Source organism: Phaeodactylibacter xiamenensis (assembly GCF_000759025.1).
Lineage (GTDB): Bacteria > Bacteroidota > Bacteroidia > Chitinophagales > Saprospiraceae > Phaeodactylibacter > Phaeodactylibacter xiamenensis.
The window spans coordinates 109,922-134,292 of the sequence record NZ_JPOS01000083.1 but is presented as its reverse complement, the minus strand read 5'-3'; the positions used below and the strand labels follow the sequence as shown (position 1 = coordinate 134,292).

The window sequence follows — 24,371 nt, the reverse complement described above, 5'->3', positions numbered from 1 at the left end:
ATACAACCATGTTTCAAAATATATTGAAGAGGCCCGTATTGGCCATTGTATTATCGGTAACGATAGTTTTTGTGGGGCTGCTCTCGATTTTCCAGCTCCCCATTTCACAATTCCCATCTATTGCGCCTACAACAGTCAATATCTTTGTCGCCTATCCGGGGTCAAGTGCGGATGTGCTGACCAAGTCCACGCTTATCCCACTGGAGACGGCAATTAATGGTGTACAAGGCATGCGGTACATCGCCTCGGATGCGACGAGCGCTGGTGAGGGGACCATCCGCATCGTATTTGAGCCCGGCACCGACCCCAATCAGGCGGTAGTCCGTGTCAAAACACGGGTAGACCAGGTGATGCCTAACCTGCCGCCCCTGGTACAGCGGGAAGGGGTTATCATCACTCCTATTCAGCCCAGTATGTTGCTGTATGTCAACCTCTACAGCGACAAAGGCAGCAACATTGACGAAAAATTCCTGTACAATTATGCCTATACCAAGGTCATCCCGGAACTTCAGCGGATAAAAGGGATTGCCCGGGCCAATATTCTGGGCTCCCGGAAATACGCCATGCGGGTGTGGCTCAAACCCGACCGGATGCGCGCCTACAAAATATCAGCAGAGGAAGTCCTGAAAGCCATGGAGGAACAAAGCCTGATTGCCCGGCCTGGCCGGCTGGGACGCAGTTCGGGCAAAGCAGCGCAATCGCTGGAATATGTGCTCACTTACCCTGGCCGCTACAACACCCCTGAACAGTACGAAGAGATCATCGTCAAAAGTACGGAAGAGGGTGAGCAGATAAAACTTAAAAACATTGCTGAGGTAGAACTGGGCAGTGAGTTTTTTGATATCTACTCCAACCTGGACGGCAAGCCCTCTTCTTCCATCGTACTTAAGCAGACACTGGGGAGCAACGGTAGCGATGTAATTGAAGAGGTCAAAGCCAAAATAGCTGAACTGGAAAAGGAGTTCCCTGCCGGTATCAAATACCAGTATAGCTATGATGTATCCAGGTTTTTGGATGCCTCTATCGAGCAGGTCATACATACCATACGCGATGCTTTCTTCTTGGTAGCACTTGTGGTATTTATTTTCCTGGGCGACTGGCGCTCCACCCTCATTCCTATTCTTGCTGTGCCGGTCTCCCTCATTGGGGCCTTCTTCTTTATCAACCTTGCGGGCATGTCCGTTAACCTCATTACACTTTTTGCCCTTGTCCTGGCCATTGGGGTGGTCGTGGATGATGCCATCGTGGTAGTGGAGGCCGTGCATGCTAAAATGGAGGAAGACCCTTCGCTCTCTCCTTACAAGGCTACACAAAAAGCAATGGGGGAACTAACCGGCGCCATTATTGCTATCACCCTCGTTATGGCATCGGTATTCCTGCCGATTGTTTTTATGACGGGGCCGGTAGGGGTCTTCTACCGGCAATTCGCCATCACGATGGCAAGCTCTATCGTAATCTCTGGTCTTGTGGCCCTTACCTTAACGCCCGTCCTCTGTGCCATTATCCTCAAAAACAACCATGGCAAGCGAAAGAATTCACTGTTTGACCGCTTTATCAATGGCTTCAACCGTTTGTTTGACAAAGGTACAGGCTTCTACGTTCGCGTGCTCAACAAGGTAGTCGCCAGGCGGGTGGTCACCTTTGGCGTGCTGGCCCTGTTCATTGCCGGTATTGTTTATGAAAACAAAATCCTCCCTGCCGGCTTTGTCCCCAATGAGGATCAGGGGACTATCTATGCGATTATACAAACCCCTCCGGGCTCCACACTGGAAATAACCAATGAGGTGGCCCGTAAACTTCAGGCTATTGCTGAAGAAGTTGACGGAATTGAATCCGTAACCTCACTGGCTGGGTACGAAATCATGACGGAAGGCCGGGGCTCCAACGCCGGCACCTGCCTTATCAACCTAGAACCCTGGTCAAAGCGGGACAAGAACGTCCATGAAATTATGGAGGAACTCGAAGAGGAGACAAAGGACCTCGGCGCTATTATCGAGTACTTTGAGCCACCGGCAGTACCTGGATTTGGCTCCTCCGGGGGTTTTTCCTTCCGCTTGCTGGACAAAACCAACTCCACTGATTATCAGGAGTTTGATGAGATCAATCAAAACTTCCTTAAAGCGTTGAAAGAGCGGGAGGAACTCTCTGGTTTATTCACCTTTTATGCGGCCAATTATCCGCAGTATGAACTGGAGATCGACAATCAGGCAGCTATGCAGAAGGGCGTGTCTATTGGCGCTGCTATGGAAAACCTTAATATTCTGATTGGCAGTACCTACGAGCAGGGGTTTATCCGTTTTGGGCGTTTCTTCAAAGTCTACACGCAGGCTGCACCGGAATACCGCCGCTACCCCTCCGATATGGAGGAATGGTTTGTGAAAAATGAAGCCGGAGAAATGGTCCCCTACTCTGCTTTCATGAAGCTCAAAAAAACCCAGGGTCCCAACGAGATCACACGCTACAACCTGTACAACTCTGCTGCAATCAGGGGGCTGCCCTCTGCCGGATTTACCACAGGTGACGCCATTAAAGCCATCTCAGAAGTGGCTGAGCAAACCCTGCCCCGGGGTTATGATATTGCATGGGAAGGATTATCCTATGATGAAGCCAGCCGGGGGAATGAAGCTTTGTATATCTTTCTGGTGGTCATTTTCTTCGTCTACCTGGTCCTTGCAGCGCAGTACGAGAGCTTTGTGCTTCCGCTTGCCGTCCTGCTTTCCCTGCCTGTTGGAATCTTTGGCACCTTTTTTATGCTCAAAGCGATGGGGCTGGCCAATGACGTCTACGCACAGATCGGTATGATCATGCTCGTAGGCCTGTTGGGCAAAAACGCCGTACTGATTGTAGAATTTGCAGTACAGAAGCACAACGAAGGCGCTTCCATTTTTGATGCTGCTGTGGAAGGAGCTAAAGCTCGCTTCCGCCCCATTCTCATGACCTCTTTTGCCTTTATCGCCGGATTGATACCACTCGTGCTTGCGCATGGTGCTGGCGCGGTAGGCAACCGCACTATTGGTGCTGCCTCCCTGGGAGGAATGTTCTTCGGTACCATCTTTGGGGTCCTAATAATCCCGGGGCTTTACTTCGCTTTTGCCAAACTGATGGAAGGAAGAGATCTGATCCGCGACGAGGCGCACTCTTCTCTTTCAGAGGAGTACATGGAGGCGCATTCTCAGGCTTCGCTTTTGAAGAAGCTGACCAAACTGGATGTCTTGCTGAAGGCACGGAACCGAAAAAACAATAAAAATGACAACTAATAATATCTTTTACAGAATCGCCATATTTTTGGTGCTGGCCAGCATTGCATGGAGTTGCAATGTACCAGAAAAGGTACTTCTGCCAGTGAGCCAAACGCTTCCTGATCAATACGAGCCGTTGCTTGCTACAGATAGCACGAATATTGCCACCATAAGTTGGCGGGCTTACTTTGACGACCCCAATCTGATTGCTCTTATTGACTCGGCATTGCAAAACAATCAGGAACTGAATATCCTGCTACAGGAAATTCAGGTCAGTCAGAATGAGGTACTGGAAAGAGAGGGGGAATACCTTCCTTTTGTCCGCCTGGGAGCCGGTATAGGCGCGGAAAAGCCCGGGCGTTATACCAGAGCCGGCGCGGTGGAAGAGCAATTGGATATTGAGCCTGAAAAAGCATTCCCGGAACCGCTCGGTGACTTTCAGCTGGGCGCTGTGGCTACATGGGAAGTGGATATTTGGCGAAAGCTGCGCAACGCAAAGGATGCAGCTCAATTGCGCTACCTTGCTGCTACTGAAGGTCGTAATTTCCTGGTTACCAATCTCGTCGCAGAGATATCGGAGACCTATTATGAGCTGCTAGCCCTGGATAATCTGCTCAAAATCATTAACGACAACCTGTTACTACAGCAGGATGCACTTAGTAAGGTGAAGCTCCAAAAGGAAAACGCCCGCGCCACCCAGCTTGCTGTAAACCGTTTCGAAGCACAGCTACTCAATACCCGGAACTTGCAGTACGCTATTAAGCAGCAGATTACGGAAGCTGAAAACCGGATTAACTTTCTGGCAGGGCGTTACCCTTCTGAGGTGGCCAGGAACCCCCAGTCCTTTATGGATATGCCGCTCGACAGTATTCAGGCAGGTGTCCCCGCTGAGTTACTGGCAAACCGGCCGGATATCCGTCAGGCAGAATATGAGCTGGCGGCAGCAAATCTGGATATTGATGTAGCCCGGGCCGACTTCTACCCCAGATTGGACATTACTGCCGGGCTCGGTTTTCAGGCATTCAATCCCAAGTTTCTGGCCAGCCCGGAGTCTGTCGTTTTTAACCTGGCTGGAGACCTCATGGCGCCTCTGATTAACAAGAAAGCCATTCAGGCGAGGTACAATATGGCAACGGCGAAACAGATTCAGGCCGTTTATGCCTATGAACAAACCGTCCTGTCTGCCTACACCGACTTGCTGAATCAGCTTAACAAGCTTAACAATTACTCCAAAAGCTTCGATACCAAAACGGCTGAAGTGGACATTCTGAACAAATCAGTAAACATTGCGAACAGCTTGTACCGCAATGCCCGTGCTGACTATGTGGAAGTACTCCTTACTCAGGAGGAAGTATTGGATGCTAAAATGGAATTGATGGAGACAAGACTGGAACAGCTGCAGGCTAAAGTGGCTATTTACCGCACTTTGGGCGGTGGCTGGCGTTAAATGAACTGCTTGTCTTAAAGAACAGCCTTAACCAAATCACGGAGTGCGTCATTCCCGGTAAAGGGAGCGATGCCTCTTTTTTTAGGCGTTAGCAGTCAATACCGGGAAGTCTAAAATGATTTTAAATCTTAACGCGTTCCTTAAGGTAAGCATGGACACGCGGCAAGTTTAACTTTACAAACTGCTGTACTTTCTTGGAGCGGGTCAGCAGGACCGCAAGGATGATACTTGTAATCATGGGATTATTCAAAGGATGTTCATGGAAACAACTATAGAACGCCGACGACACCCGAAATGTTGCTACTACCACCCCAGCAAAAGCTTTAAGGAAATTATAAAAGTCATCACGATTACAAAGTAGCGAAAGGCCAGCTCCGGGATTCGCTTGACAATTAAGATGCCAACAAACACGCCCAGCACAATGGCAGGCAGCGCCAAAAGGTTGGCCCGAAAACTGTGCCAGGTGATGGTGCCCCACACGAAAACATGAAAGGGGAACTTGAAAAGATTGATGATCATAAAGAACCAGGCCGTAGTGCCGATGTAGTTGTTCTTAGGTATCCGGGTGGACAGCAGGTAAACAGCCATCACCGGCCCGGCGGCATTCCCAATCATGGTGGTGAACCCGCCCAGCCCGCCGAATACACCCGCAACGTATTTATTGCTGGCCATGAAAGAGGAAAAACTCGTACGTTCCTGCAAAATCAGCAGCACCAGGCTCCCGATGATAATAACGGCGATCATATCTGTAAATACCGCATCATTTACGTAGTAGCCTACCCCGATTGCAATAAGGACGCCCACTACGGCCATGGGCAACAACCGTTTGATATAGTGCCACTCGGCATGCCGGTTGTAGTAGCTGACCGCAAATACATCGGCCATGGAAAGCATGGGGAGGACGAGACCCACAGAGGCTTTACCTCCGAAAGCAGCCGCCATCATAGGCACAATAAACATGCCCAGCCCTTTAATGCCTGCTTTGGCCATGCCAATCAGCAACGCGGCAATAAATAGCACCATCCACTGATCGGAATCGAATTGCTGCCAGATCTCACTCATCATTTTCACTTTGGAATATACCTTAAACAACAAGCCGGTCGCTTCCCGTCAGGGAAAACAACCGGCTTGGTTTTTTCGTGCCGCGAGGGCTTATGCGTTGATGTAAAGGACTTCTTTGGCGGCCTTTACGATCTTATCGGCATTAGGCAGATAGGCCTCTACCAGTGTGGGCGCGTAAGGCAGAGAGGTGTCTGCCGCGTTTACCCGGGTCACCGGTGCATCGAGGTAGTCGAAGGCATACTTTTGGATTTCGTAGGCGATTTCTGCTGAAACACCGGCAAATGGCCAGCTTTCGTCAATCACGACCAGGCGGTTGGTCTTTTTAACGGACTCCACAATCGTAGCGTGATCAAGCGGGCGGATGGTCCGCAGGTCAATCACTTCCGCAGAAATGCCTTCCCCTTCCAGTGCTTTGGCGGCTTCGAGTGTGGGCAGCAGCATTTTGTTGAAAGTCACCAGCGTAATATCGGAACCTTCACGGTGCACTCTGGCCTTGCCGATCGGGATGAGATACTCTTCCTCCGGCACTTCGCCTTCGTAACCATATAGCATCTCAGATTCCATCATACATACCGGATCGTTATCACGGATAGCAGACTTCAACAGCCCCTTGGCATCAGCAGGGTCAACACAGGAAATGACTTTCAGCCCTGGGACATTGGCCATCCAGCTCTCGAAAGTTTGGGAGTGCTGCTGCGCCAACTGACCGGCACTGCCTGATGGGCCACGGAAAACGATGGGGCATTTGAACTGACCGGCAGACTGAGAAAGAGTCTTGGCGGCGTTATTCACAATCTGATCGAAAGCCAGGACTGCAAAGTTCCAGGTCATGAATTCAACGATGGGGCGCAGCCCGTTCATAGCTGCACCAACGCCAATACCTGCAAAACCCAGTTCGGCAATCGGCGTATCAATAACCCGCTTAGGGCCAAACTCGTCCAACATGCCCTTACTGACTTTATAGGCACCATTATATTCGGCTACCTCCTCTCCCATCAGGAAGACAGTCTCGTCTCTGCGCATCTCTTCAGACATCGCTTCGTTGAGTGCGTCACGTAATGCCAGTGTTTTTGCCATTTTTATGTTTTAATTGAGTGATTTTGTGTGTTGTTAATCCGGGCTAATGTTCAGGCATCATCCCATCGGTCCGGCAAAAATAAGCAATCTGACGAAACTGCAAAAAACAGCTGCAACATCTCAGAATTACCCCACTTTAACAATTATACCGCAGGCTTGTTCTCTTAAAGAATCGGATAACCTGACACAGGTAAGGCTAATAAGCTAAGAAATTCTTAATTTTGCGGGCGTTGGAATAATAGCAATCTTTGCTTTTCCGTTCCATCCCATGAATATTAAAAATCAATCGGAAAACAAGAAGCCATGAAAAAAATCGTCAAAAACACCGCCTTTGCAATTGTTGCCATTTCGGCTCTATCTTCCTGTAACCGCGGATACGGATGCCCAAATAATTTTTCCTTGAACGATGCCCTCTCTACGGTTGTTGATACGGTTATTACCGTTATCAACTACATAGGATAAATGAGCAAAATCAATTGGTTGCAATTGCAATCCCGCAGCCAGATCGAGGAAATTATTGAGCATTCAAAGTCTGTCCCCTGCCTGATCTTTAAGCACAGCACGCGCTGTTCGATAAGTTCGCTTGCGCAAAACCGCCTGAGCAAAGGCTGGTCTTTGGCTGATAATGATGTTCTGCCCTATCATCTCGATCTGATCGCCCACCGAGATTTGTCCAATGCCGTAGCGGAGCAATTCGGCGTCAGGCATGAGTCCCCACAGGTCCTTTTAATAAAGGATGGCAGGTGTGTCTATGATGCCTCCCATCTGGGCATTAGCGCTACCGATATTGCATCACAGGTTGGAGCCTGATTCGACTTTGAGTATTAAAATTGCGTTGCAAGGCTATGGAAGAGTTATCAATTATTAAGACACAGGACGGCTCCGACTCTATCTTTTCCGAACGGTTCGGCGTTTCTTACCACTCCAGGTACGGGGCTATACAGGAATCCCGCCACGTTTTTTTGCAATCCGGGTTATATCCCAGGCTGCAGGCGCTGAAACAGGTCGCCGTACTGGAAGCCGGGCTGGGAACCGGGCTGAATGCCCTGCTAACCTGCCTTGAGGCGGAAAAAGTGCAAAAGCATATTCGTTACGTAGCGCTGGAAGCCTTTCCACTCAGCACAGCTCAGGCAGACACCCTAAACTACGCAGGCCATCTCGGAGAAGCCGCCGCCACTATACTCCACCAAATCCATCATTCTCAATGGGGCCAACCAGTGGACATCAGTCCTTGGTTTACATTCGAAAAGCGCCGGATTGCTTTTGAGGATTTTGAAGAAGCCGCCGCCTTTGACGTTGTCTACTTCGACGCCTTTGCACCCAATGCCCAACCGGAGCTCTGGGAAGCAGAAGTGCTGGGGCGCATGTACCGCGCACTTAGGGAAGATGGCGTTTTTGTGACATATTGCGCTAAGGGAGCCGTCAAACGCTGCCTGAAAAGCCTTGGGTTCACTATCGAAGCACTGCCCGGCCCTCCGGGTAAGCGGGAAATGACAAGAGGGCTAAAAGTTACTCCGGCGTAGCATCATCGGTACGTTCCCGGTTACGTTTGGGCTTTATGATATTTATCTTGCCCTCTTCGCCGTATAATTCCTTTGATTTTTTGTTGTAAGCCAGTGCAGCTTCTTCGGCCGTATCGAACATGCCAATATGTACCGATTTCCGGTTGATGGAAATGACCGCCCGGAACCGGTTATTCTCCTGATAGACGCCAGTGTAGCCGGCTTTGCTGCTTGTCTTGCGCTTACGGCTGGCCACACTCCTGGAACGGTATTGAATATTGGCCAGCCTGCAATCGAGCTTATTGCCATTTTTGGTGCCTACCAGATTAGATGTGGAGGTTTTTTCGTGAACCAGAAATCGCTCCGCGATGAGTTTATGGAGGTAAATGGTTTCCGTTTTATACTTCCCGTCTGCCTTTTTCCAGGTTTTCTGGAAGACCGCGCAACCACTTGAGTGCTTTCTCAGGTTATTGATGAAGTTGACCTTAACCAGGTAAGTGTCCGTGGTCAGGTATTCATAGACTTGAGCATCAACTAACACCGAGTCATCTGAGTTTTTCAGTTTGACTTTGTACAGCAAAACAGATGGTTTTTTGGTCTACAAGTGCACGTCATTTTGGGGAAAATGCGAGCGTGCAAATATAGTTTTAGTAATCAGGGAGTTTCCAAAAGGTTTGAGACTAATCTTTACATCCTCTAAAATAAAGCAATTCTCCAAAAACTAAAAAGCCAAAGCCGGATTAATTCCTCTAAATACAGGATATCCTTACTTTTGGCGAAAAATCAGCCTTCATGGACCACCGCGATGAGCATTTTATGCAGCGTTGCTTTGATTTGGCCTGGCTTGGAGCGGGCTCCACCTCCCCTAATCCAATGGTTGGGGCGGTAATCGTGCATGAGGGGCGGATTATCGGAGAAGGCTATCACCGGGCATACGGCGAAGCTCATGCCGAAGTCAATGCCGTTAAAAGCGTCGCACCGGCTGACCGGTCTTTACTCCGGGAATCGACCCTCTATGTTTCTCTCGAACCCTGCAATATCCACCGCAATACCCCCCCCTGTACCCTGCTGATCCTACAGGAAGGTATCCCAAGGGTGGTCGTGTCAAGTGTAGACCAAACCCCCGGCGTCAATGGCAGCGGGCTGGACCGGTTGCGCAAAGCAGGCGTAGAAGTGAAGACCGGTGTGCTTCAGGAACAGGGAGAGCGCCTCAGTCAGGCGCGGAACACGTTCGTCACAGCGCACCGCCCTTACATCCAACTCAAGTATGCCCAATCCGCCAATGGCATCTTTGCACCGGAAGACAATCAGCAGCTTTGGCTGACCCACCCCTACACCAAACGCCTCGTGCACAAATGGCGCAGTGAGGCTTCCGCTATCCTTGTAGGTGCCAATACGGCATTAGCGGACAACCCGCAGCTCAGTAACCGGTTGTACTACGGGCGCTCGCCTGTACGGGTGCTAATCGATCGGAAAGGTAATCTCCCTTCCAACCTCCGGATTTTTACCGATGGCGCCCCTACCCTGCTCTTCCGGGCGCAGGGCCTGCCTGAAATAGCGAATTTGCCAGAAACGGTGCAATGTATTGAGATACCGGGAACAGCAGCCTCCATCCCCTTTCTGTTGCGTCAACTCCATGATCTGAAACTGAGTACACTTATGGTGGAAGGAGGTATTCAGACCCTGCAAGCCTTTATTGATCAGGGGCTGTGGGATGAAGCCCTCGTTCTGACAGCAGTATCCTATTTGTCATCAGGGCGGCGGGCACCGAACCTGCCCGTCGGACCCGTTTCCACTTATCAGCTGGGAAGTGATAAGGTAAGCCTGTTTTATCGCCCGCCAATTCGTTAAACTTCCTTTAAAGGCCCGGGCTGTCGACAGAAGAACCGGGCAATTTTTGTTTGTTTGTTGTGAAGTTTGTCACGGGTAAACGCCAAATTATTGACATCTATGAGTAAGTATCGGAGCATTATTGTCTTCTTCCTGGCCTTCGCTGCCATGAGTTTTGCACCGCAGCAGGCTGCTGCACCGGGCGATAAGGTCAGGTGGATGCGCTGGGAGGAGGCTGTTTCGCATTTTGAACAGCAAGACAAAAAGGTCCTGCTGCATATTTATACCGATTGGTGCACCTGGTGCAAAAGAATGGATACCATCACATTCAATGCTGCTCCGATTGCGTCTTATATCAACGACCAATTCTATCCGGTGCGCCTCAATGCGGAGCGCAAAGCGAGTATTGAGTATAAAGACAAAACCTATGAGTTCGTGGAAAATGGCAAACGCGGCTACCATCAATTTGCGGCGGAGCTGTTGCGTGGCCGAATGAGCTTTCCCTCTGTGGTATTCATGGATGAGCAGGGGGAAGTCATTCAATCTATTGTTGGCTACAAATCCCCGGAAGAATTCGAGCGTATCCTCACCTACTTTGCAGAGGACTACTACAAGGAAACCCCATGGTCGGCCTTTAAACGCGACTACGCGCCTAAGCTGATCAAAAAGGAGGATTAACTACGATATTCTAATCCTGCGCTACCGGCGCTTTTTAACCCCCAATACGCCAAGTATCCCTCGTGTTAGCTCCCTTGCAACCGTCCGCCCAATCTGCCGCGTAGTCGGGCTGTTCAGGATTTTCTCAAACATGCTTTTCTGCGCCCGGCGCGTGGAAGTGCCAGCGGCTTTCTTTTGCTGCGATTTCAGCTCTTCCTGCCGCTCTTCTGTCTGGGCGGCTTTGATTTTCGCGGTCAGGATTTCATGGGCAGACTCCCGGTCTATTTCCTCGTTATACTTATCAGCAATTCGTGATTTCCGGATGATGCTGTCGATTTCTTTTTCGGTCAGTACATCCATCCGGGACTGTGGTGCACGCAGCAGGGTGTGTGCCAATGGCGTAGGGATGCCCTTTTCGTTCAGAGCAGTGACCAGGGCTTCTCCGATTCCTAACTGGGTCACCACCTCTGCCACGTCGTAGTAATCCGACTCCGGATAGTTCTGAGCGGCAAGCTTGATGGCTTTGCGGTCCTTGGCGGTGAAGGCGCGCAAGGCGTGCTGTACTTTCAGTCCCAGCTGTCCCAGTACATCGTCTGGAATATCGGCAGGGTTCTGCGTGACAAAGAACAATCCTACTCCTTTGGAACGGATCAGCTTGACCATGACCTCGATTTGGTCCAGGAGCGCATCCGAGGCTTCCTCAAAAACCAGGTGAGCTTCATCAATGAAAAGCACGAGTTTTGGGCGGTCCATATCTCCCTCTTCCGGGAAAGTGGCATAGATTTCAGCCAGGATTTGTAGCATAAAAGTGGAGAACAGCTTCGGACGGTCCTGTATGTCAGTCAGGCGGAGTACAGAGACCATGCCTTTGCCTTCTTCATTGATACGGCAAAGGTCTTCCACATCAAAGGAGCGCTCTCCGAAGAACCGGTCTGCCCCCTGCTGTTCCAATTCTACAATACGCCGCATGATCGCACCAACGGAAGCTGTGGAAATGAGCCCGTAGAGGGATTCCATTTCGTCCTTGCCCTCATTGGTGGAATACTGGAGCAGCTTCTTGAAATCCTCCAGGTCAACCAGCGGCATTTGGTTGTCATCGCAGTATTTGAAGAGGACAGCGGTGATGCCACTTTGGGTGTCGTTCAGCCCCAGGATTTTAGAAAAAAGAACAGGGCCAAACTCATGTACGGTAGCCCGAAGGCGCAAGCCTTTTTCTTCTGAAAGCGAGAGGAATTCCACCGGGCTCTGACCGGGCTCAAATGGGAATCCGATCTGCGCATGGCGCTCGTCAATTTTGGGGTGCCCACCGCTGGGTACTGCAATGCCCGATAAGTCGCCCTTGATATCCATGAGCAAAGACGGTACACCTTCAGCCGATAACTGTTCCGCAATAATCTGCAGGGTTTTGGTCTTGCCTGAGCCCGTAGCGCCCGCAATCAGGCCGTGCCGGTTGAGGGTTTCCAGAGGTACGCGGACCAGAGCGTTGGTCAGGCATTCCCCATCCAGCATGGCACCGCCCAGGGTGATGCTCGCCCCCTCAAAAGTGTAGCCTTCTTCTATAACTTGTCGGAATTGATCTTGCTTTGACATATTGCTTATCGGTTGTTCCAGTTTTCGATTCGTTTTCTGAATTTGTCTTTGTCCAGCGGCCACAGGTCAATGTCCGCTTTGGCTTCCAGTTCTGTTTCCACCTCCTCCGGCAGAAAACCGGCAAAGAAGTCCAGCCCGGTCATCGCCTCCACTTCATCTACCGTTGCCACAAATTTATACAAAGGCTCGTAGGAAATGGTATTCGGGAGCACAAATCCGATAGCTTTAAGCTGTGGCTCCTCAAGATCAAGCAGCACTTTGAAGTATCCGCCAGGGATGGTGACCTCGTTGTTGCCAATAACGCCCTTCGGCTCCATGTCCAGCAACGGGCCCGTTACGACGTACAATTCGCCAGCATCTTTGGCCCACTCCCGGGTCAGTTCCTCGAGCTCCCGCCATATACCGCCATTGAACTGACGGGCCTGAGGAGAAATATTGCTCATCAGAAAGGTTTCAGACATAGCCAGCTTGCTGTAAGCCCGGTCCGCTGCCGGTATCAAGTGTCCGCGGTCATAACCGGAATGCCGGTAGTCATTGGGGTGAGCAGAGCCGGTAGCGATGGCAGGGTCAGGCCGGAAGTCGTCTGTGCGTTCCACGTAGGGTTCGCGAAGGGTAGCGCCGGAAAGCTTGTAGGCCACCCACTCCGCCTGTTCGTGCGCCTCATTGTAAGATAAGGCATAAGTGGTTTGCTCCACCACGACTCCCCTACCGCCTTTTGGCAAAAAGTAGGATAGCTCAGGGTCCGCAGAGTTGGTTTCAAAATGCTCTCCGGTGAATAAGTTGAAGATAAAGAACAGCCCGGCAATCAGCGCACTGAAAATCCCTACCTTAGCCACCATGCCGGTGCTACCCTTGCCACGGCGCTGATGATTGCTCCTGAACTTTGCCATGTTTTGTTTTTTATTCCAAAAGTAGTAGTTTCAGGAATTATTATGTCCTGGTTCCCTGAAAAATGTCCTAATGCCGCTGATTAACATTTTAAAACGCTCAAGCGATCTTGTCGCGAGCTTTGACAAACGCTACCGGATTATTCATTGGAACAACAGCATTGAAGAGCATACCGGTATTTCCAGAGCAGAGGCTTTAGGAAAGTCGATTTACGATATCCTGCCGGGGCTGAAGGAACATTTGGGCTCCATAATAGAAAAGCAGGTTTTCGAAGAAAAAACAGAGGTAGAATACCTGCATGATTTAAAACTTCAGCTGATTAATGGGGTCATGCTTCATGCTTCCGCAGCCGTTTTCCCCTATCATTACATTGGTCAGACCTCTGCCTCGGAAATAACAGGTGGTGTCCTGCTTCTTTATCCTTTTGAAAAAAGTGCGCCTTACCCACCGAAACTTTCTAAGCTGCTCCTGTCGATCCCCTACTATTCCAGTGAAGCCATAATCATCACTGAAGCCAGCCCTTTGGATGTACCCAAGGGCCCCTCTATTGTTTATGTCAACCGGGCCTTTACAGAAATGACGGGTTATGAAGAGTACGAAGTACTGGGCAAGACTCCAAGAATGCTGCAGGGGCCCAAAACAGACCGTACCGAGCTCGATCGTATCAAAAAAGCGCTTAAGGAAAAAGTAGCCGTACAGGCAGAACTCCAAAATTACCATAAAGACGGCTCTTGCTATTGGGTTGGGATCAATATCGTGCCCGTAAAAAATGAGGCAGGCTGGACCACTCATTTCATTGGGGTGCAGCGGGATATTACCGATAAAATTGAATCCCGCCGAAACCTGGAAAAAACCGTCGAGGAGCGGACCCACCGCTTGCGTCAGGCAGTGGAGGACCTCGAAGCCTTTGCCTACAGTGCTTCCCACGATTTAAAACAGCCGCTGCGCTCTGTGACTTCCCACCTTGGCCTGCTGAAACGGAAAGCCAAAGGAAAAATTGATGCCGAACTGCTGACCTATATTGATGAAGCAGTAGACGGCGCCCGACGGATGTACGGGCTGCTGGAAGGCGTACTGCAATATTCACGGATTACTGCTGTAGAGGATGAGTACGAAATGGTGGATCTTCAACAGCTGTTTGCCCGAAAGATCAAAGAGCTGCAACAGGCCTACCCTCAGCAGCGCGTCGAGGTGGAATTGCCGGAACAGCCCTTACCGGTTGTGGAAGGCTATGAGGTCCATTTGGAACAGGTCGTGCAAAACCTGCTTAGCAATGCGGTAAAATACTGTGATGCGGCTGTCGCCAAAATTCAGATAGCAGCAGGTACGGCAGAGGGAAAGTACTGCATTTCCATTACCGACAACGGCCCCGGTATCCCCGAAGAGGACCGGCGGAAAATATTCAACCTGTTCAGCCGCAACCACGAGCTTGTGGAAGGCACGGGCATCGGGCTCGCCATCTGCAAAAGAATCCTTCAACGGCACGGCGGCACCATTGCTATCGCACCCTACGAAAAAGGGAAAGGCGCCACATTCACCTTCACCCTCCCGAAGCCGAAAGCACCTGTTCCACAGCCTTCGCAGGCTGAATAAGCTTACCGGTCTGATCAGTCTGCTGAGTGGATTTTCCCGTTTTGTTTAGGATTTGATACGCCTGATCTGTGGTCAGCCCGGGCTTGAAGCTTTTCATTAACCCGATAAGCCCTGCAACGTAAGGCGTTGCCATAGAAGTCCCGTTATACGTGTCGTACTGATTGCCGGGAATGGTGGAGTAAATACCTACACCGGGCGCAGCAATACCGCGTTTCAGGTCGGTTACGTAGTTGGAAAATACCGCTTTGCGGAGCTCATTGTCCACTGCGCTTACGCTAATCACGCCGTCTACAGCAGCGGGCACATAGTTTTTGGCATTCCGGTTGGCATTGCCGGCCGCCGCCACAACGATGGCCCCCTTGTCATTGGCATACTTCACGGCTTTGCGGTAAGCCCGTTCCTTGCTTTGATTGGACAAGCCCCCCAAAGACATGGAAATAACGTCCGCTCCGGCATCTGCAGCCTTGATCATGCCATTGATGATGCTTTTTTGTGTCCCCATCCCGGAGGCATTCAGCACCTTAATGCTCGTCACCTGTACGTAGGAAGCGCCCGGCGAAAAGGAAGCAATGCCGATGCCGTTGTTGGTAACAGCCGCTGCAATGCCTGCACAGTGGGTGCCGTGCCCTCTTGGGTCATTATCGTCCGTTGAATTCAGTGATTTGTAATTCGCGGATAAGTCTTCATGATTGGCATCAACCCCCGTATCCAAAATGGCAATGAGCGCGGTTTTTGCAGGTTTGCCAGATTGCTGCCGCAAAAGCCGGTACAAGTCATTGACCGCCATCGCCTCAAAACCCCACAATTCCGAAATACCAGGGTCGTTGACGCCGAATTTTTTATTCACCCCCGGCAGCTTCTCACCCGTTACCGGGCTGATGCTGATGCGCTCGTTAGGTTCCACCCAGTCTACTTCAGGCACCGCGCGTAAGTCATTCAGGATGTCCTCCAAGTCGGCCAGATGGCTTTCCGGTATATTAACGACGAGGTAGTCATCCAGCTCTGTGAGATCAGCTTCGCCAACCTCAAAAGCAGTGGAAAAAGTCAAATCGTACTTATAAGCCGGCGTGCTCAGCACATCCTGATCTGCCCCTTCCGCCAGTTCCAGCAGCAACTCTCCATCCGGGTCATAGCTTACCGGCGCGGCTTCCAGTGTGCGCAGGCTGCCGCTCATCTGAGCCGGCACAAACCATGCCAGGAAGACCGTAGAAGCCAGTGCTGCCCCCATGAACCAAAGCCGCTTGTGGGTAGCCAATTGAAAAACAGTACCCAACAGCCCCAGAACCAGCAAGTCCCGGAACAACACCCACAGCTTTACCCCGAACTTCACATCAGCGGTAAAAACCACCAGCGCATAACTAAGGAAAAGGCCAAAGAAAATCCGCTGCAGCCAGCGCTCCCGCTCTTCGTCCGAGCGGTATAAAAACCAGAGGGCAAGGCTTGCAGTCGTAGCAATATATAAGGTTGGGTACAACATCTTTTTGGCTTTGAGTCAAATTATGAACGAACAACCTAAGCTACCTATTTTCTGTGTGGTGCACAAAAGAATCCGACGAAAGGGGGTGATGGGCAGGTGGAAGGCCCAATCTTGGCTGAGGGTGGCACGGAGGATGCGGAGCTGAGGTTGAGGTTGAGCGCCCAAGCGCCGTGGTTCAGCCCCCTAAGAATCGGACAAAATTCTATTAGTGAATAATAATCCTTCGTGATGGTATTATCTTTGCTGTGCGAGAACACCAACGGTGACGATTGTACCGAAGGTAGTAATGCGTAGGCCTACCATTACGTTTTTAATAATGAGGCCCCATCGAGGGAACCTCATTATTGCGAGGAACACCTGCTGGTTCTGATTACCCGAAGGAACAGTCATAGCGGTGTATCTCTTTCCAAGATAAAACATCCTGAAGACTTAGCCTCAATTTGAACCGAAGCTTTCTTTTTATCGAAGGTTTCCATTTCGATTTGGTTATCCTCCCAAAGTGCCCAAAACATACTCGGACTGAGCATCGCTATAGAGCTATGCTGGCGATGGTTGTTGTAAGTCTGGTAGAACTTATTCAACCGGTTTTCCAAGTCTTTGAGCGTATGGAAACAGGCTCCTTTCAAAGAGCTGCCTAAGGTCTTGTGAAAGCTCTCTACGTGGGCATTTTCCTCGGGCGTGTAAGGATGAGTAAAAACCTGATTAAGGTGATTGTCCCGAAAGTATTGTTGGACCATTTTACTGCAAAATTGCTTGCCATTATCATTGCGTATTTCGACGTTGATCTGAGCTTTGAGCAAGTCCGCTGGCTGCAGATATTTCACGATGACCTGATCCCAGGCATCCTTGATCTGTTCCTGCTTCATGACGTAGCCTACAGCCCAATGTAAGGCAAAGCGGGTAAAAGTGTCTATAATCGTCAGAACGTAGGCGTAGCAGGACTTTCCAGCTACCCAGACGTACTTGATATCCATCTCAATGATCCTTAATGGGCCTTGCGGGCATACTCTGCGGTACTGGACAAAATTACGCCCTTTACGTTTTCTGGCCTTACACAACAGGCCATTTTCCTGTTCCAGCCGGTACACTTTTTTATGGTTGATATACCAACCTCGGACTTGTAAAGTAGCACTCACCAAACGATACCAATTTGGCAAATCTTTATCAGCCAAAATAGAGATAATACCGGTGACTACTTCCTCGTTACTACGACGCGTTAAGAGTTGAGTTGCCGGGTCTTTGAACAGTGTCCAATGGGTGGCTTGCTTGCCTACTTTTCGGCCCGTTGGCTGATAGTATAAAGCATGGCGGGTCAGCCCCGTTATTGCTAACACTTCCTCCCGCATCAAACCCAGCGACATGTATTGTTTTGCTAACATTACTTTCTCAACTCTGGGTACTTTTTTTTCAATAGCTCATCCTTTAACCGGCTTCTCAGCTGCTCTTCTGCAAGCATGAGCTTTTAATGGACCAGTTCGTTTTCCAGCTCTCGTATCCGGCTCCGGTTGGCCTTAGCTACGCTATGGTCTAAGCCATCAGCACCATCAGCTTGATACTGATTTTTCCAGTAATAGTACGTCGCAGGGTACACATCATACTTCGCCAAAGTTACTTTGACCCCATAAGCTTTAGCTTCATCCAGAATCTCCAGCTTCTCCTTTTTGCTGAATTTCCGGTTCCCGTTTGCTTGTTTTTCCATATCTAAATCTCTAAAAAAGTTTTTAGACTTTTGTCAGAGTATTTAGGGGGCTGTTACATTCGGTTTGAGGGTCTTTACTACAATACAGAAAGTAGTAAGCCACCTCACCTGTTTGAGGGTTTCTATGAACAATAACTTCTGAAGGAGAATAAAATTGACCTAAAGATAGCTGAGGAGGACAATTTATATAATATTCACTTACGAAGGTTTGCTCATCTTCCAATACATCTGTGGCTACCCAAGCATCAAAGAAAGGTACATCAAGCAGGGTTCCTTCACCTGTTTCATTGTTGGGGTTTACCAAAGGGGACAATCTAACTTGCCTAACCATAACCCGTTGACAACTAGCTAGCTCCTCATCTGATGTACTCGGATATAGTGAACTAATAATCCCCAATAGTACCTCGTGATTTGTTTGTGGAAGAATCACTTCAGCAGTATAGGCAGGTCGACGACTATCTGAATAATAGCCAAGGAAATAATCTTCTGCTGTTGGGTCAAAGTAATCCCTAACCATTCCGGTGTAGTAATAAAAATTGTTATCTAAAAAACCGGTGAGTGATCCTATGGGCAACTTATACTTGAAGTTCGTAGAAGGATTAAATCGGGGAATACTTCCTTGGTCTAACTGTAGGATCACTCCAGAAGGTGTAACGTAATTAGCAATTGCCGAAGGATTTCCGCAGGGATTTGATTCCTCCGGCTCCTCTCCTTCAATTGATGTGTGACTATTCAACAAATGGAACATAGCTCCATACAGCGATTGAGTCGCATTCGAATTAAAATCACTGGTAGATGGGTCTGAAATATTTCTAATTATACTTTGATCAAGTCGTTGTCGGTGTGCTGTAGAAGAAGGCAGGTTACCACTTGCACCCGGCATGTTGGACATTAGATAAAATTTATCCTGGTCTGAGCTTTCGACATCCACAATATGGATCCAAAATGCTGCTTCCGAACTACTGAAGGCTGAGAAAACTTGATCTAAGTATCCTCCGGGGCAAAGGCAAATGTCATCATTTCGAGTGATAAATGCTTTGATATTGCTGTAGCCAAACTCGCTTGCGAAATAATTTAAGTGATCCGTTACTTCGCTTTCCAAGTCAGGCATTAATTCGCCCGCAATCCTTATGGCATAATTTGCATGATCCTTAACACAAACTCCAGTAGAAGAACCACATTCTATGTCATCACAAACATTAACAGGGTTTCTTGATTGGACATCTTCATCAGACAACTGTTCTTCTCCCATTACCGTCACCTGTATAGAAGACGGATATTGATAAAAACCTATCGATTCGAGGTAGTTCGCTATTCCCTCACCATCGCTCCCTGCATCGAGTACTTCGGCTGTTGAAATAGTTTGGCACTGATTACTGTTTGTAGCAGTTACAGTGTAGTCCCCCGGGCTGTTTACTTCAATTGAAACAGTTTCTTCACCAGTTGACCATTCATATGAATAACCAGCTGTAGGAGCCACTTCAAGAGTTGTAATCTGACCGGAACATAGAACGGATTTAGCCGGGGTTACATTGATATTAGGTGCTGGCTTTATTGTCACCGTCACTTCCTCCTCCACAATCAACTCCCCCTCCGAAGTAGTCACATAAACGGTGTAGGTAGTCGTTTCAGAAGGCGTTGCAATAGGCATAGCAGATGCAGGGTCATCCAGCCCATCTGTAGACAGCCAAGCATAACAATAATCCACGCCATCCACCGGGTGAGGCGCTGGCAGGCAGCCCGTACCCAATTGTACGCTTACTCCTTCACATACATTCCAATCCGGCCCAGCTACACTAGTACACGGCGGCTCCACCCCCACCCCAAAGCTCATCACTTCCTCACCATTTCCATCCGTGAGTTGGAACGTGTACGTGCCGGCAGTGGTGTCCGAGGCCGGCGAAAGCTCGAAGCACACCTCGTCAGTACTGCCTGCCTGGAAGGTCAGCGGCATAGTGGTGAAACCACTAAAGTGCGGGGAGCCGTCCCCATCAATACTAAGCGCTAACGCCATATCCTCAGCAGGCGCGCTGTCTGGCGACAGGCATAGCGTGAACGAGGTGCCGGGCTCGGCCTCTATGCTACTTGTTATTGGGTTGCCATCATTATCTGTCAGAGACAAACTGGGCATTGGAGCTTCTTGCAGGGCTTCGACCATGAAATTGTCCAGTCGTGCAAATACATCGGAGAGATTCGCACCTCCATGCTCCGCAGCCACCCAGTAGTTGCCATCAGCCGTGACCGAAAATGTATCGCTTTCTACTGCCGCGCCGGGGTCTTCATAATGGATATCGGCAAGCGGTACACCCTGCGATATGAAGGTAACTTGTTGGGGGTTCGACGTTGGCACATACCCAAAGTTAACCGCCTGCCCGGTTCTGTTCACCTTCCCATTAATGGATACCCGATAGGTTACACCTGCCGGTCTGCATAAACGCAGGTGGGGCGCTTAGCCCCACTTGCCGTTTTATGCCGTGTTATGTCCAGTTCATTCCATGCTTCACCAGGTGTATCCTACGGTCAAGTCAAAACGTAATGGATTATACCACTCCCATGTTTGATCCGTTCTGGGGTCTTTGATAAGAGAATTGAAAATGATCTTATCGATTTTTTGAAAATTGAATGCTCTCATATTAAAACCAATCAAGATATTATTTAATTTGTAAAAAATACCTAGAGTGCCATTTATATCACAAAATCCAAAAGTACCTTCTCTGTAGGGTGTAGGCTCAGAATAACTATCTCTGCCGATACTTCTAAAGAATAAAAAATTAGCGCTAAAAGCTCCATTAACAGACCACCGTTCATTAATTTCAAAAAACAACCCATAAGATATAGGAACTTTATATTTTTTGTAATCATTCTGATGTCTTAAAATTAAGAAATTATCTACGTCAAAATGCAAATGATTAAAGGGCCTGTCAAATGTGGCTTTTTCAAATGTAAACCCAACACCTAACATTCCAGCTAAGCGCCCTTTGTTAAATAACTTTCTTTGAATGTGAAAACCCAAATGGTAAGTACCCCAAAACTCTGGCTGCATTCTCAATAAGGCTTCCCTTTCTGGCCTTGCATAGTCGAACAGTCTTTTGTCATGTGCTTCTATTCCGACATTTGCACTTAATATCCAATTGCTAATGGACGCTGTTTGGCCAAATGCCGATTGGATAAGGAATAAGACGCCGAGCGATAGCATTATCTTTTTCATAGCTTCACTATTTTTTCGTGATAAATCACTCCATCTGTATTCAATTGCAGAACGTAAAGTCCGGATGGCAAATCAGCCATATCTACTTTGAAGTTTTGGGAGAATTCTTCAAGCTCTCTTACCACTTTTCCATCCGTAGAAATCAGGCTGGCGGCTATTCTTGTGCCAGGTACATAGCCCGAACATGCTACCTCAATAATCTCATTGGCTGGGTTAGGAAAAACATCCGCTTTAAATTCCGCTGCACCTGACTTTGAGCTGGAATTTCTAAAGCCAAACCCACCACCACAATCTTTAACAAGAATTCGGTCACATACCTCCTTTGAGCCACAATCATTGGTCACCGTAACACAGACATAGCCATATCCTGTTGTTATGCCTGCATATCTTCCCTTGTTATCGTACCCATAACCTGAAATCGCTCCATAAAAATCCCATTCAATAGATGAATAATTACCCAGGCAATCCTCAAAAAGGTTTAAAAATGTCTCCCCTTGTTCGCCCACACATATTTCAGTTGGAAATGAGTGTAATTCAAAAGTGCACGGCCTTCCAACAAATAGATCGTACCCTACTTCGGCATCGTTACATCCCTCGGCTGATAGTGTATAAATAAGAGTTGCAGGCCCTGAAGAAGTATTATTTCCCCAAAGTGAAGCTGTGACTCCGTTTCCACTACTCGGTGACGCAAATAAATTCGCTGGTTCGACTCGCCAAGTGACTGTTTTGGCACAAGGCATGTTGTTCATCAAGGTAAAAGTTTGAGGATCAGTGCATAAAACTTCTGGGCCTTCGATAAAAGGATGCTCCATGCAATCTATGGTATTCGGATTTGTTGATGCCCCTAACCAGTCTATCAGTCTTGAATTTGCTGCTCCACCTCCATTCCAAGAGATGCTTAACTGCCCATATGTATTATTATCTACTAAACCATGATCTCCATCACATCCTAAATTCCTGTCACCGCCCGACAGATCACCAATAATTAATTGATTTTCATCAAACAAAGGACTACCTGAAGAACCCGGTTCTACTAAACCTGCATCAAATTGTTGAATATTCCAAAAGTTTCCTTGTATACCAACGCCATCAGAATTTACCGCAATCTTCTTCACATCTCCAGATGGATGATGGATGCACGTCACTTCGTTTGTCGGAGGGTTAACTTCTCTATTCCAACCCGAATATGATAACCCTTCAATTCCATCTTCAAATAATTCTAGTAGCCCAAAATCAGTATCATCCCAACTTGATCTAAATTGGCTACCATTAAATACAATCCATTGCGATGGGTTCGGTTCTTGGCTTGGGTTACATTGAGGACTTTGATAATTAAACCTAAAAGAATAACTTCCCAAATCGTTTAAGTTTTCAAATACATCTCTTAAACAATGATCAGCGGTTAAAACATATGGAGTAAGGTCACAACAATCATTGTTAACTAATGATCCAGTACAAGCTCCATCTCCAGTAATTATCTTACATACAGAACTTATTTGATAATCCCAGCCAATGCCCTCGTCGCATGCTACATTGATGTTGCAAGGTAATGATGTCCCAAAAGCGGAATCGAAAGCATAAGTTGTTTCAAGACCTATGTAAATGTCATCTACTCTAATGTCATCTTCCTTGACCTCAATTTGCTCGTGTGGCAAAAATAAAATTATTGACACTTGATTCCCAGGGATATAGTCACTAACGTAACTATTATTTCTAAAATTCTTCGACTTTATAGGACCTGCTAAAAAATTGTACTCATCATTAAAATAGAACAGAACAAAATCACTAGGAATGTCTTTTATACATAATTTAAATCTTAACGACTTGGCATTATCATTAGCTAAATTCCATTTCCAAATTGTGTAGTTACCTGCGTGAATTAATTTCCCATCTGTGGTATTGTATTGAACCTCTTGCTTTATTCCTATTCTAGGTAATTGTCTATTAGTTTGGACATCTTCTTGCAATACTGCTTCCAAATCTACAACGGGTGTTTTGGAAACTGGAGTCTCTTCATCCGGACTATACCAAGGAATATAGTTCTCGATTTTGTCCTCTGGAGATAACACTCTGGTGATCACTTGACCAAAAGATTCCGAAATGCTTGTCAAAGCAATCAATCCAATTAGGATCAAATGCTTGAAGTCTTGATTTACAATTTTCATAATATGACCGTTTTTGATTAAAAATTAGTTTCAATCTTGTCCGTAATTGGACATAACAGCAGGGATACGCGCATTCGCATACGGTCCTGAGCACTAAAGCTGCTTGTAAACGCGCAAAGGTCATTGTAACTTCCGGAAGCACCATTGTTTCCCTTTTCAAAGCCTTGTTGAGCAAACCCCTGAACCCCGGTAAGACTATCTGTAAAGGAAGGGTTTGAAAAATCAACCATCCGCACCGTATCCCAGCTTTGAGCGGAGGTGAGGAAGGGCACTATAAACAGGGCAGCCAACAGGACCAGTTGCCCCAGCCGCTTACTGAAAAACGTACCGGGAAATACCGTAGTTAATGTACAGGAAGGAGTAGCACGATGTTTTTGCATTTTAATCTAAGTTTTAATGCCCGAATCAGCATGAAATTGACACCCGGGCAAAGGGATTTAACCCTTCCAGCGGTACGCTTTGCCGGAAGCTGTGAAAACGAATATTATGTCAGGTATGCACCAACTTGTGCATACAGGGACGCATTAACAGTTCAGTCCTTAAGGAAGACCGTTTCTGAACCTTATACTTAATTTTTGTGCCGGGATTGCCGCACAAATAATGCTAATCTAATTCACCATTTGACAACCAAAACATTGGTGCATGTCTATACATGCAAGAACCCAATTGTTAAGGTTCCAGGCATAGAACTCCTAATCTTAGACTTGAACGGCCAAGCCCTGGCAGAAAGGTTCGAAGTAGGGCATCAACGGATCAAACAAATATCGTACCCAGAGGCACGCTATTGATGCTTTATTCCAAACCAATCTAACCATCAAGACAGCTTCTAAATGCATCAGCCAAAAGGATAAGCTTTATACCTGCGAACAGGTAATCCTATCTCTTATTGAACGAGCAGACATTTATCAGACATAGTAAACCATGCTGACGACAGAAG

The 24,371-nt window shown here is 48.1% G+C and carries 20 protein-coding genes; 8 read left to right on the top strand and 12 right to left on the bottom strand.

The features are described 5' to 3' along the window. The first annotated feature begins 8 nt into the window (after positions 1–8). Both IX84_RS23445 and IX84_RS23440 read left to right on the top strand, forming a co-directional pair. Positions 9–3,257 (top strand): efflux RND transporter permease subunit, encoded by a 3,249-nt coding sequence (locus IX84_RS23445; RefSeq protein WP_044226588.1) that lies wholly within the window; start codon positions 9–11, stop codon positions 3,255–3,257. After that, positions 3,247–4,686, top strand: a complete 1,440-nt coding sequence (locus IX84_RS23440) for a TolC family protein (protein WP_044226586.1) — start codon at positions 3,247–3,249, stop codon at positions 4,684–4,686. Before IX84_RS23445 ends, IX84_RS23440 begins: the two co-directional genes overlap by 11 nt. A 303-nt stretch (positions 4,687–4,989) precedes the next feature. Here the strand turns inward: IX84_RS23440 and IX84_RS23435 are convergent, their stop codons facing one another. Both IX84_RS23435 and IX84_RS23430 read right to left on the bottom strand, forming a co-directional pair. Continuing rightward, complete coding sequence (locus IX84_RS23435) at positions 4,990–5,751, bottom strand: sulfite exporter TauE/SafE family protein (RefSeq protein ID WP_152605207.1); 762 nt, start codon at positions 5,749–5,751, stop codon at positions 4,990–4,992. An 87-nt stretch (positions 5,752–5,838) separates the two neighbouring features. Beyond that, complete coding sequence (locus IX84_RS23430) at positions 5,839–6,825, bottom strand: pyruvate dehydrogenase complex E1 component subunit beta (RefSeq protein ID WP_044226578.1); 987 nt, start codon at positions 6,823–6,825, stop codon at positions 5,839–5,841. 303 nt (positions 6,826–7,128) lie between these two features. Between IX84_RS23430 and IX84_RS33600 the strand changes: the two genes are divergently transcribed. The 3 genes from IX84_RS33600 to mnmD are packed head-to-tail and all read left to right on the top strand — an operon-like array spanning position 7,129 to position 8,348. Next, positions 7,129–7,287, top strand: coding sequence for a hypothetical protein (locus tag IX84_RS33600; RefSeq protein ID WP_160213902.1), 159 nt, complete (start codon positions 7,129–7,131; stop codon positions 7,285–7,287). Further along, positions 7,288–7,635 (top strand): bacillithiol system redox-active protein YtxJ, encoded by a 348-nt coding sequence (gene ytxJ / locus IX84_RS23425; protein ID WP_202965287.1) that lies wholly within the window; start codon positions 7,288–7,290, stop codon positions 7,633–7,635. It abuts the gene before it with no gap. Positions 7,636–7,670: 35 nt separating this feature from the next. Next, positions 7,671–8,348, top strand: coding sequence for a tRNA (5-methylaminomethyl-2-thiouridine)(34)-methyltransferase MnmD (gene mnmD / locus IX84_RS23420; RefSeq protein ID WP_044226576.1), 678 nt, complete (start codon positions 7,671–7,673; stop codon positions 8,346–8,348). Here mnmD and IX84_RS23415 read toward each other — a convergent pair. Then, a complete protein-coding gene (locus tag IX84_RS23415; RefSeq protein ID WP_044226573.1) occupies positions 8,335–8,907 on the bottom strand; it encodes an AP2/ERF family transcription factor in 573 nt (190 codons plus the stop codon). The genes mnmD and IX84_RS23415 overlap by 14 nt on opposite strands. 212 nt (positions 8,908–9,119) lie before the next feature. Here IX84_RS23415 and ribD point away from each other — a divergent pair, with 212 nt between their 5' ends. Together ribD and IX84_RS23405 are read left to right on the top strand one after the other, a co-directional pair. Further along, the gene (ribD, locus tag IX84_RS23410) at positions 9,120–10,178 is read left to right on the top strand and encodes a bifunctional diaminohydroxyphosphoribosylaminopyrimidine deaminase/5-amino-6-(5-phosphoribosylamino)uracil reductase RibD (RefSeq protein ID WP_044226570.1); all 1,059 of its coding nucleotides are present in this window, start codon (positions 9,120–9,122) and stop codon (positions 10,176–10,178) included. Between the two features lie 99 nt (positions 10,179–10,277). Beyond that, positions 10,278–10,835 (top strand): thioredoxin family protein, encoded by a 558-nt coding sequence (locus tag IX84_RS23405; protein WP_044226567.1) that lies wholly within the window; start codon positions 10,278–10,280, stop codon positions 10,833–10,835. Between the two features lie 21 nt (positions 10,836–10,856). On the opposite strand, the gene IX84_RS23400 is transcribed toward IX84_RS23405, so the two are convergent. Further along, positions 10,857–12,404, bottom strand: a complete 1,548-nt coding sequence (locus IX84_RS23400; protein WP_044226564.1) for a helicase HerA-like domain-containing protein — start codon at positions 12,402–12,404, stop codon at positions 10,857–10,859. 5 nt (positions 12,405–12,409) lie between these two features. After that, entirely contained in the window at positions 12,410–13,294 is an 885-nt protein-coding gene (locus IX84_RS23395) for a DNA/RNA non-specific endonuclease (RefSeq protein ID WP_044226560.1), read from the bottom strand. A 70-nt stretch (positions 13,295–13,364) separates the two neighbouring features. On the opposite strand from IX84_RS23395, the gene IX84_RS23390 reads away from it, so the two are divergent. Further along, positions 13,365–14,885: a PAS domain-containing sensor histidine kinase gene (locus IX84_RS23390; RefSeq protein WP_044226559.1), complete on the top strand. Its 1,521-nt coding sequence runs from the start codon at positions 13,365–13,367 to the stop codon at positions 14,883–14,885. On the opposite strand, the gene IX84_RS23385 is transcribed toward IX84_RS23390, so the two are convergent. The 7 genes from IX84_RS23385 to IX84_RS23355 all read right to left on the bottom strand — a co-directional run bounded on the left by IX84_RS23385 (position 14,833) and on the right by IX84_RS23355 (position 23,814). Next, complete coding sequence (locus IX84_RS23385) at positions 14,833–16,362, bottom strand: S8 family serine peptidase (RefSeq protein WP_044226556.1); 1,530 nt, start codon at positions 16,360–16,362, stop codon at positions 14,833–14,835. The genes IX84_RS23390 and IX84_RS23385 overlap by 53 nt on opposite strands. Before the next feature lie 386 nt (positions 16,363–16,748). After that, positions 16,749–17,723, bottom strand: coding sequence for a DDE-type integrase/transposase/recombinase (locus tag IX84_RS23380; protein ID WP_052516334.1), 975 nt, complete (start codon positions 17,721–17,723; stop codon positions 16,749–16,751). 101 nt (positions 17,724–17,824) lie between these two features. Next, positions 17,825–18,061: a transposase gene (locus tag IX84_RS23375; RefSeq protein WP_202965286.1), complete on the bottom strand. Its 237-nt coding sequence runs from the start codon at positions 18,059–18,061 to the stop codon at positions 17,825–17,827. A gap of 22 nt (positions 18,062–18,083) precedes the next feature. Further along, positions 18,084–20,411 carry a uroporphyrinogen decarboxylase/cobalamine-independent methonine synthase family protein gene (locus IX84_RS23370; RefSeq protein ID WP_044226554.1) on the bottom strand — a complete coding sequence of 776 codons (2,328 nt, stop codon included), beginning with the start codon at positions 20,409–20,411 and terminating at the stop codon, positions 18,084–18,086. 150 nt (positions 20,412–20,561) lie between these two features. After that, positions 20,562–21,269, bottom strand: a complete 708-nt coding sequence (locus tag IX84_RS23365) for a hypothetical protein (RefSeq protein WP_044226551.1) — start codon at positions 21,267–21,269, stop codon at positions 20,562–20,564. Continuing rightward, on the bottom strand, positions 21,266–23,434 hold the full coding sequence (locus tag IX84_RS23360) for a T9SS type A sorting domain-containing protein (RefSeq protein WP_044226548.1): 2,169 nt from the start codon (positions 23,432–23,434) through the stop codon (positions 21,266–21,268). Before IX84_RS23360 ends, IX84_RS23365 begins: the two co-directional genes overlap by 4 nt. A 17-nt stretch (positions 23,435–23,451) precedes the next feature. After that, positions 23,452–23,814 (bottom strand): hypothetical protein, encoded by a 363-nt coding sequence (locus tag IX84_RS23355; protein ID WP_044226545.1) that lies wholly within the window; start codon positions 23,812–23,814, stop codon positions 23,452–23,454. Between the last annotated feature and the right edge of the window lie 557 nt (positions 23,815–24,371).